Raw genomic sequence first — 9,953 nt, 5'->3', positions numbered from 1 at the left:
CTCTTTTTGTATAAAAAATGCGGTTAATGAAACAATCAATTTGTTTCATCAACCGCATTTCTCTTAGAACCAATAATTGGTTGTCCTCTCCCAGCTTGCTTAGTTTATAGAATTTCTTAATGAGATTCCCTTTGCTAGGGCCCCATCGTTAAGTATGACTAGATTTAAAAAAACTTGATTCAAGCGCATTTTAAATTTAAATCAGTCAGCTACTGCCTAAATGTTTAAAGAGGCTAAGACAATTCATCTTGTTTTAGTCTATTTATTATATGCTCAAAAATAAGCACTATTGTGTTTCTATATGATTAATAACTATAGCTATCACACTTTGTTACATAAATTTTACTTTCTTTTATATAAAAATGCCTATGATTAACTTGAATTTAAAGTAATCATAGGCATTGTTTTATTAGGGTAAACGATTCTATTTTAAAACACATTTTCAATTTCCAATATTTTCAAGAACGCACTAGCAGCATACTTAAATGCAGCTTCATCTATATCAAAATGTGGGTTATGATGTGGTGCTGTAATACCTTTATCTTTATTACCACATCCAGTTAAGAAGAATGCCCCTGGGCGGACTTTTAAATAGTGAGAAAAGTCTTCACCAATCATCATTAACTCAGATTCATTGAAGCGTAGATGTAAGTCATTTGCAGCTTGTTTGACTACCTCATATGCATTGACATGATTGTGTACTGGTAAATAGCCACGAATGTATTCTAAGTCGTAAGTGATATCATTAGCCAGTGCCAAGCCTTGTAATAGTTTATCCATCTTATGTTGAATGTGTGATTGTAATTCTGTATCAAATGTGCGCACAGTTCCCTTACAAAAAGCACTATCGGGAATAACACTATCCGATGATCCCGCTTGAACCATTCCGAATGTGAGTACTGCTTCTTTAACAGGGTCTATTGTTCTAGAAATGATCTTTTGCGCACTCAAAATAAACTCAGCCATAATTACAATTGGGTCAATGGTTTCATGCGGTTTAGCGCCATGGCCCCCTTTACCTTTGATTGTAACCGAGAATTCATCTGGTGATGCCATAATCGCACCAGGTCTTGAATAAATCGTACCTGTACTATAGCCACTCCATAAATGGGTACCATAAATTTTATCAACACCATTTAAGCAACCATCATCAATCATTTCTTGAGAGCCACCTGGCATAATTTCTTCACCATATTGGAAGATAAAGACCACATTTCCTTTTAATAAATGGCGGTGTTCATGCACAATCTCAGCAACGCCTAATAATATCGCAGTATGACCATCATGACCACATGCATGCATCAATCCATCATTCTTAGATTTGTAAGGTACATCGTTAAGTTCTTGTACAGGTAGTGCGTCGAAGTCAGCACGAAATGCAATCGTTGGTCCCTCTTCTTTACCTTTGAATGTTGCTTTAATGCCATTACGTCCAATAGGTGATTCAATTTTACAATCAAGATGACTAAGCTGATTTAGAATATAGTTATGCGTCCAAGTTTCCTCGAAAGAAGGTTCAGGATATTGATGCATATAGCGACGCATCTGAATCATTCTATTTTCCTTATTACTGGCTAATTGAAACCAATCTAACACATGAACCACTTCTTCCTAATTATTATGAATTTTAGTATATCAAATTCTAATTCAACTCAATAGATTAATTCGGTATTTTCTGGAAAATGAAGGTAAATATACATGTTGTATGAACAGTTGTACATGACGTAAAGAATATTCAATATATTGAATTAACTGGAATGATAGTGCTTTCATGTTCAAGAAAAATCAGTTATGATTATGTTGATAAATAAATGCAAAGGGGATATGAATATGGTTCAATCACTACACAACTTTTTAGAAGAAAATATTCAATATTTAAAAGACAATGGATTATATAACGAAATCGATTCAATCGAAGGTGCGAATGGTCCAGAAATTACAATCAATGGGAAACAATATATTAATTTATCATCAAATAACTATTTAGGACTAGCAACAAACGAAGATTTAAAATCTGCAGCTAAACATGCAATTGATTCACACGGTGTTGGTGCTGGTGCTGTACGTTCAATTAACGGTACATTAGACTTACATGATGAGTTAGAAGAAACATTAGCTAAGTTCAAAGGTACTGAAGCTGCTATTGCTTATCAATCAGGATTCAACTGTAACATGGCAGCTATTTCAGCAGTAATGAACAAAAATGACGCGATCCTTTCAGATGAATTAAACCACGCATCTATTATTGATGGATGTCGTTTATCTAAAGCTAAAATCATCCGTGTTAACCACTCAGATATGGATGATTTAAGAGCGAAAGCGAAAGAAGCTGTTGAATCAGGTCAATACAATAAAGTTATGTACATCACAGATGGTGTATTTAGTATGGACGGAGACGTTGCTAAATTACCTGAAATCGTTGAAATTGCTGAAGAATTTGGCTTAATTACTTACGTTGATGATGCGCATGGTTCAGGTGTAATGGGTAAAGGTGCTGGTACAGTTAAACATTTCGGTTTACAAGATAAAATCGACTTCCAAATCGGTACACTTTCAAAAGCAATCGGTGTAGTTGGTGGTTATGTAGCAGGTACTAAAGAACTTATCGACTGGTTAAAAGCTCAATCAAGACCATTCTTATTCTCAACTTCATTAGCTCCTGGAGATACTAAAGCAATTACTGAAGCTGTGAAAAAATTAATGGCTTCTACTGAATTACACGATCAATTATGGGATAATGCGAAATATTTAAAAGATGGCTTAGCTAAACTTGGCTTCAATACTGGTGAATCAGAAACACCAATTACGCCAGTTATTATTGGAGACGAAAAAGAAACACAAGAATTTAGTAAACGTCTTAAAGACGAAGGTGTATATGTTAAATCTATCGTCTTCCCAACAGTACCACGTGGCACAGGACGTGTAAGAAATATGCCTACAGCAGCGCATACGAAAGAAATGTTAGACAAAGCAATTGCTGCTTATGAAAAAGTTGGTAAAGAACTAGGTACAATTAAATAATGATATAAGAGAGAGTCATTTTTAGGCTGGGACGATTATGATCGTTCCAGTCTATTTTTATTGTGATATAACAAAGATAACTCAAAATGTCACTTGTTATTAGATGAGGTGGAGATATTTATTTTGGTAAAATAATGTTATAGTTCATCGTCTTAAAATATGAAATATCAAATTAACATATAATTTAGAAGGTGGTGTGTTAATGCTAAATCTAAGACAGTTAAGCTATTCAGATAAAGTGGCTTTAATGAAGTACGTCCAAGAATGGTATGTTCATGATGAACCCATAGTGCCTTCCAATACAGACTTGGCGAAGTATGAGTCATTTGAACACATGGTAGACCATTTAAATAATATAGAGGTTGATGATGATTGGGTACCAACGACCACACTATTTTGCTTTGAAAATGGAGCTATTGTTGGCGCAGTCGATATTCGCCATCACTTAAATCGACGCTTAGTAAACATTGGCGGACATGTGGGTTACGGCGTGTGTCAGTCACGTAGAGGACATGGCATTGCTTCATTTATGTTGCAAGAAGCGAAGCTATTGTTAAAAGAACTAGGTGTAAACAAAGTATTAATGACTACGAATCCTAAGAACACTGCCTCACAAAAAGTGATTAAAAAACATGGCGGATATGAAATCGAACCATATGTTAAAAAGAATGGCAATTTAGTAAGTCGATTTGAAATTCCTAATGAATGAAGGTTGGATGAATGAAAGATTTAAAAGTAGTATATGCATTGATACAAGATGAAGCAGGAAATATTTTACTCGTTCATAATACAGATGGTGGTGGCTGGTCACTACCCGGTGGCAAAGTTGAGTATGGGGAAACGCTAGTTGAAGCATTGAAACGTGAAGTTAGAGAAGAAACAGGCTTAGCTATTGAAGTTAAGGACGTAGTTAGTATTAATGAAGGTAAATCGACACAAATGAATGTCCATACGCTTTTTATTATGTTTAAAGTACAAGTACATGATTATACAACAGAAATTCAAATGAAAGATGAAATTTCAACATTACGTTGGTTGCCGATCGAAGAAGCGGATGAAAAGTTAGTATATTACCATCATAGTTTGCGTGTATTTCTAAATAATCACGCTACTTATTATGATGAAGGACTTGTAGATTAAAGTGGGAAACGAAGCGTTGCAATCAAAATGAATAGTTTAAGCAAGTTAAATTAGCCTTTTATCCTATCAACATACGTGAATTAAAAGTATTACATAATAAGATGATAAATGAGTGGCTTGACGGGTAAATAATGAATAACGACAAAGCATTTGATGGAGGAATTAATATGTTAGTTTTGAATGAGCAAGATCAACGAGCATTACTAGATATGAAAGAAGTGATTGATGAAGTTGCTAATTCGTTAAAAGCATTCTCAGAAGGTAAGACAGAAACGCCACTACGCTATGTCCTACCATTTAATGATGATAATCGCTATTTAGTCATGCCAGCTTTATCCGATGATCTTAAAATCGTTGGCATCAAAACCGTTACATTTGCGCCTGATAACCCTAAAAAGGGCAAGAAAACGATAACAGGGTCAGTCCTTTTAAGTGACTATGAGACGGGAGAAACGCTTGCAGTGTTAGATGGCAGTTATTTAACACAAATACGTACTGGCGCAATTTCAGGCGTAGCAACGCAATACTTGGCTCGCAAAGATGCTAAAACGTTATGTGTCATTGGTGCTGGTGATCAGGCTAGAGGTTTAATTGCAGCTGTTATGGCTGTGAGACATATCGATATGATTCACTTTTCAAGTCGCACGACATCGAATGCGGAAGTATTAGCACAAGAAGTAGCGGAAACATATCATGTAGCAACGAAAGTCTTTGATCAAGCGGATGATGCCATGGCAGAAGCGGACATTGTAGTAACTGCTACAAATTCGAATAATCCCGTATATGCTCATACTTTACATCCAGGTGTTCACTTAAATGCAGTAGGTTCTTTCAAACCAGATATGCAGGAATTACCTACTGAATCAATGATGGTAGCGAACAAAATTGTGGTTGAATCTACTGAAGCTGCAATGGAAGAAACAGGCGATTTAAAGGTACCTCAAGAAGAAGGAATTATCACACAAGCATCTTTACATGGTGAACTTGGTGATATTGTTGCAGGTAAAATTTCAGGACGTGAGAGTGATGAAGAAGTGACACTCTTTAAATCTGTTGGCCTTGCTATTGTAGATATAGTGGTTGCTAATTATTTTTATAAAAAAGCGATTGAAAAGCAGGATAAATAGTTGGATGTCACAACAATCTTAATATAATGACAACAAACCGTGAGTGAGACAATGCATTTAGTGTCCCATTCACGGTTTATTATCTATCAAAAATTATGCTGATTTTTTGCGTTGACGACAATATATCAATCCAGTTCCAGTTACAACAAGTAAGATTGCGATACCATGTTCTGATGTATCATCTGTATTACCTGTATTAGGTAGCTGTGTTAATGGTTCATTATAGAGCGCCATTGTTTGAATTGCTTTGCTCGTGTGATGATGTTGCTGATGCATCATATGGTACGCACCAGCATGCTGTTCAAAGGCGTGATTTGATAATTGAATCACTTTGTTGTAATGATTTGAAGCTACAGGATAACCAGAATGATGATGTGTAGATGTATGGTTAGTGTTGATGGCCATTGATTGTGCATCATTATGGTGATGCTTCCAATTAGTACTTGATGGCACTTGCATTTGTTGATGACCATCATTAGCTACGTTAGGAAGTTCGATGATATTTCCATTGGCTTGATGTGTATCTTTATGCGCTGGTTGTTGTCCATGATGACTATTGTGTTTCGAGTCATCATTAGTATTATTATTTGGCATTTGTTGACCGCTACCTGCGTGACCTGTTGAATGATTGTTACTATCTTGAGTTGCTTCACCAGTATTTGGCTGCTCAGCACTTTCAGGCTCTCCGTTGATAATACGTACAGGTTCAACTGTATCATATATACTCAAATCGGTTTCTTTAGTGTATTGCGCGACAACTTCATCTAATGAGATGCCTTCTTCACGTTGACCACCAAACATATCATAGCCATCACCTTGATTAGCCGTGAAATCATTTGTTGTTACATAATACGTGCGGTTAGGGTCTAAATCCTCATAGCGACCATTTTCTTTATTCAATACTTTAATTGCATTAATACGTTGTCCAGATGTTTTGTCGATATCGTAATATACTTTTAGTGAATCAGAAATTTGTAAGAAACCACCATTAGCAGTTAAGACTTTCTTACCATCTTGCATATCCGTTTCAGCACTTAAACTATGTTCAAATGCTTTTAATACATCTGAGCCCTTAACTTGAATTTGAGAAATTAAATTTCCGAATGGTAATACAGTAATAATATCATTTTCTGTAACTTTACCTTTGTCGATTGAAGCACGTATGCCACCACCGTTAGTGATTGCGAAATCAGAAGGGTGTGAGAAATGTTTAGAGGCATATGCTTCCATAGCGTCTGTAATTAAATTCCCTAAATTGGTTTCTTGTGTACGTGCTTGTGCGCGTTCGCCATTTAACTTCACTGTATTATTAGGGATAACGACAGTGGATGTTGCTTTCAAGAACGCATCATTTGCTTTCTTAGTTTGTGCTTCGATTTGTGAGTCAGGTGTCACATGCTCAGCATCAGCGACATTAATTAATGATGCTTCGACATTCGTTGCTTGCTTATCTTTAAAATTAAAATCAATACGGCCTACATTTTCAAGGGCTGTTCCTGTTTGCGCGAGTATATTGTTAGCACCGTAGTGTTGACCGTGATCAATGACTGTATGTGAATGGCCATCGAGGACAAAGATAGACTGTGTAAATGAACGGTCTTTCGTCAGCTGCTCGATTAAATAATCACCACGCCAACGTTCTTGTGTTGATTTATCCACACCTAAGTGTGATAAGACAACGAATATATCCACATGATCTTTAATTTGATTCATAGCTTGTTTGACACTGGTTAACGGATCTTTAAATTCCACACCTTCAACTGCAGTAGGTGATGTTTTAGTTTTGGTTTCAGGTGTTGTGACACCCACAATACCATAACGGACATTGTTTTTAGTTACGATTGTGGAAGGGTTAAATATACGTTTACCATTTTTATAGATATTGGATGAAATGATAGGGAAATTTAACTGTTTCTGTAATTTAAGTAATTGGTCATAGCCAAAGTCAAATTCATGATTTCCGACAGTCATCGCATCGTAACCGACATTATTCATAGCTTTAGCCATTTCCTCACCTTTAGAGTTGTTAGAAACAGGTAATCCTTGAAAAGCATCGCCAGAATCAACCATTAAATCAGGATGATATTTGTCTTTGAGTCCCTTTACTTTAGCCATTCCGATGACACGACCATCTTCTTCAACGAAACGACCATGAATATCATTTGTATGTAAAATTGTGTGTTTATCTTTGTTGTTAGAAGCTGTTGTTGCTTTCTTATTCGCAGTAACATCATTCGTCTTCATAGCAGTTTGCTTTGAAGTAGCATCACTGTGTTTAGGTGCTTGCTTTGAAACAGGTGTAGCGTGTTGTGATACAGTAACATCATGACTTTGTTGTTGCGTTGCTTCTTCAGGCGATGAGGTAACTTTCGTCGGCGTAGATGCCTTTGGCGGTGTAACTTGTGCTGACTTAGAAGCTTCAGTTGTTGAAGATGATGTGTTTACCTTAGTATCTTGCGACGATTGAACTTCATTTGTAGTCGGTTCAGGCAATGCTTTTTCTTCTGAAAAGGCAGAACCCTGAGATGAAACATTGTGCTTCTCTGAAGTTGTATGTTGTGTTGTAGACGTTGCAACATCAGGATGTGGTGTCGTTTGAGACGACGATGTGATGTCATCATGATGTGAAATTGCATCAGACTCTATTGCCATATCCTTATTCGTCGAGTAAGCATTTACTGATGGTGCTTCTTGTGATGTTGTGTGTGATACTGCTGTGGTGTTGTTTGATTGGATTGACTCTGATTCAGCAGCATACGTTGTACCCATGGTGATACCAAATACGATAAAAAATAGTATTAAGATTGGAACAAGATATCGCTTCATATTTGCCTCCTTTATTATATGGAATTTACATTTTTATATTAGCATAAGTCACCCGTCTTAAAGCTTACGCATTCAATTATTTACGATAAATTTAAAAATGATTAATAAATCAAACACTACGATACGTAAGAATCTCTGACTTTTCAAAAAGAAATAGATTAATAAAGAATGTACTTTCTGAGTATACAAGAAAGCGCTTTTATATTATAATAAGCATGTAAATAGGGAATATGTACACCCTAAAAGGACAATTATTCGTGCTAAACACACAAAGGGAGTTTTTATTTATGGAAAGAATCGTTATTACAGGAGCGCTTGGTCAAATTGGTACTGAGCTGGTATTAAAATGTAGAGAAATTTATGGAAATGACAATGTCTTAGCTACGGATATTAGAGAACCGGAAGAGGACTCACCGGTTAATAATGGACCGTTTGAAGTATTGGATGTTACGAATCGTGAAGCGATGATGGCGAGTGTTGAGAACTTTAAAGCGGATACGTTAATGCATATGGCGGCTTTATTATCAGCAACTGCTGAGAAAAATCCATTATTGGCTTGGGATTTAAATATGGGCGGTTTGATGAATGCATTAGAAACTGCTAGAACATATGAATTACATTTCTTCACACCAAGTTCTATTGGTGCGTTTGGTGATTCAACACCTAAGAAAGATACACCTCAAAATACAATCCAACAACCAACTACAATGTATGGTGTGAATAAAGTTGCTGGTGAATTATTATGCCAATATTATTTCACAAAATTTGGTGTCGATACGCGTAGTGTGAGATTCCCTGGACTTATTTCTCATGTTAAAGAACCAGGTGGCGGTACGACGGACTATGCGGTTGAAATCTATTTCGAAGCGGTAAGAAGCGGACGTTATACAAGTTATATTGCTAAAGACACATACATGGATATGATGTATATGGATGATGCAATTGATGCAATTATTAAATTAATGGAAGCAGATGCAGATAAATTAGTTACGCGTAATGGCTATAACTTAAGTGCTATGAGCTTTGAACCTGAAGAAATTAAAGCTGAAATCCAAAAACATTATCCAGATTTTGCTTTAGACTATGAAGTGGATCCAGCACGTCAAGCAATTGCAGATAGTTGGCCAGATAATATTGATACAAGCTATTCTCGTAAAGAGTGGGACTTTGATCCTAAATACGATTTAGCTGGTATGACTGAGTTAATGTTAAAAGCGATTGAAGAAAAAGAACAAAATAAATAAAGTGTGATGTGTTGAACTAGCAGGGTGTTACCCCCTGCTAGTTTTTTGTGTGAAAGGGAGTGGGACAGAATTCTTTTTAAATTCGTTGTCCACTCCCAGCTTGCTTAGCTTGTAGAATTTCTTAATGAAATTCTCTTTGCTGGGGCCCCGCCCACAAGGATGACTAGAACTGAGAAAAGCTTGAATTAAGCGCCTTCTCAGTTCAGTCAGCTACTGCGAATTTGCTAAATAGCTTCATTATATTATTTTTGTCCCGGACTCTTTTTGTGTGAAAAAGCAGCCATAGATCGATAATCACTCACATAAGTTGCTTCGCTTTCCTGGGGTGCTGTCTCAGCCTGTAGTCTTCGACTAGCACTGCTCCCCTAGGAGTCTTCGCAACTATGTTTCGTAATCTATCTTAGAACTATTTACGTAAGTGTGTGAGCAGTTACGTTCATCAATCGTTCAAACTCCCTCAGGCGTCGCTCAACTACGTTCCATTACCCATTTTAGAACTACTTACTTAAGAGCCATTGCTCATAGGTTCATTAAAATTAAAGATCCCCTAGGAGTCTTCGCAACTATGTTTCGTAATCTATCTTAGAACTATTTA

At 36.4% G+C, this 9,953-nt stretch carries 7 protein-coding genes; 5 read left to right on the top strand and 2 right to left on the bottom strand.

Annotated features, from left to right (window positions below; genetic code table 11):
- Positions 1 to 429: 429 nt before the first annotated feature.
- Positions 430 to 1,596: a M20 family metallopeptidase gene (locus KA858_RS01765; RefSeq protein ID WP_210126282.1), complete on the bottom strand. Its 1,167-nt coding sequence runs from the start codon at positions 1,594 to 1,596 to the stop codon at positions 430 to 432.
- Between the two features lie 234 nt (positions 1,597 to 1,830).
- Between KA858_RS01765 and KA858_RS01760 the strand changes: the two genes are divergently transcribed.
- The 4 genes from KA858_RS01760 (at position 1,831) to KA858_RS01745 (ending at position 5,288) form a co-directional block, all read left to right on the top strand.
- Positions 1,831 to 3,021, top strand: a complete 1,191-nt coding sequence (locus tag KA858_RS01760) for a glycine C-acetyltransferase (protein WP_053031038.1) — start codon at positions 1,831 to 1,833, stop codon at positions 3,019 to 3,021.
- A gap of 202 nt (positions 3,022 to 3,223) precedes the next feature.
- Entirely contained in the window at positions 3,224 to 3,730 is a 507-nt protein-coding gene (locus KA858_RS01755; RefSeq protein WP_210126281.1) for a GNAT family N-acetyltransferase, read from the top strand.
- Between the two features lie 11 nt (positions 3,731 to 3,741).
- Complete coding sequence (locus KA858_RS01750) at positions 3,742 to 4,161, top strand: NUDIX hydrolase (RefSeq protein ID WP_107630131.1); 420 nt, start codon at positions 3,742 to 3,744, stop codon at positions 4,159 to 4,161.
- Positions 4,162 to 4,328: 167 nt separating this feature from the next.
- Positions 4,329 to 5,288: an ornithine cyclodeaminase family protein gene (locus KA858_RS01745; protein WP_053031044.1), complete on the top strand. Its 960-nt coding sequence runs from the start codon at positions 4,329 to 4,331 to the stop codon at positions 5,286 to 5,288.
- A gap of 93 nt (positions 5,289 to 5,381) precedes the next feature.
- On the opposite strand, the gene KA858_RS01740 is transcribed toward KA858_RS01745, so the two are convergent.
- Positions 5,382 to 8,114, bottom strand: coding sequence for a 5'-nucleotidase C-terminal domain-containing protein (locus KA858_RS01740; RefSeq protein ID WP_210134854.1), 2,733 nt, complete (start codon positions 8,112 to 8,114; stop codon positions 5,382 to 5,384).
- Between the two features lie 287 nt (positions 8,115 to 8,401).
- Between KA858_RS01740 and KA858_RS01735 the strand changes: the two genes are divergently transcribed.
- Complete coding sequence (locus tag KA858_RS01735) at positions 8,402 to 9,358, top strand: NAD-dependent epimerase/dehydratase family protein (RefSeq protein ID WP_210126279.1); 957 nt, start codon at positions 8,402 to 8,404, stop codon at positions 9,356 to 9,358.
- The last annotated feature ends 595 nt before the right edge of the window (positions 9,359 to 9,953 follow it).

It is taken from the genome of Staphylococcus sp. GDX8P80P (assembly GCF_017893095.1).
Lineage (GTDB): Bacteria > Bacillota > Bacilli > Staphylococcales > Staphylococcaceae > Staphylococcus > Staphylococcus borealis.
This window is presented reverse-complemented; position numbering and strand designations above follow the sequence as displayed.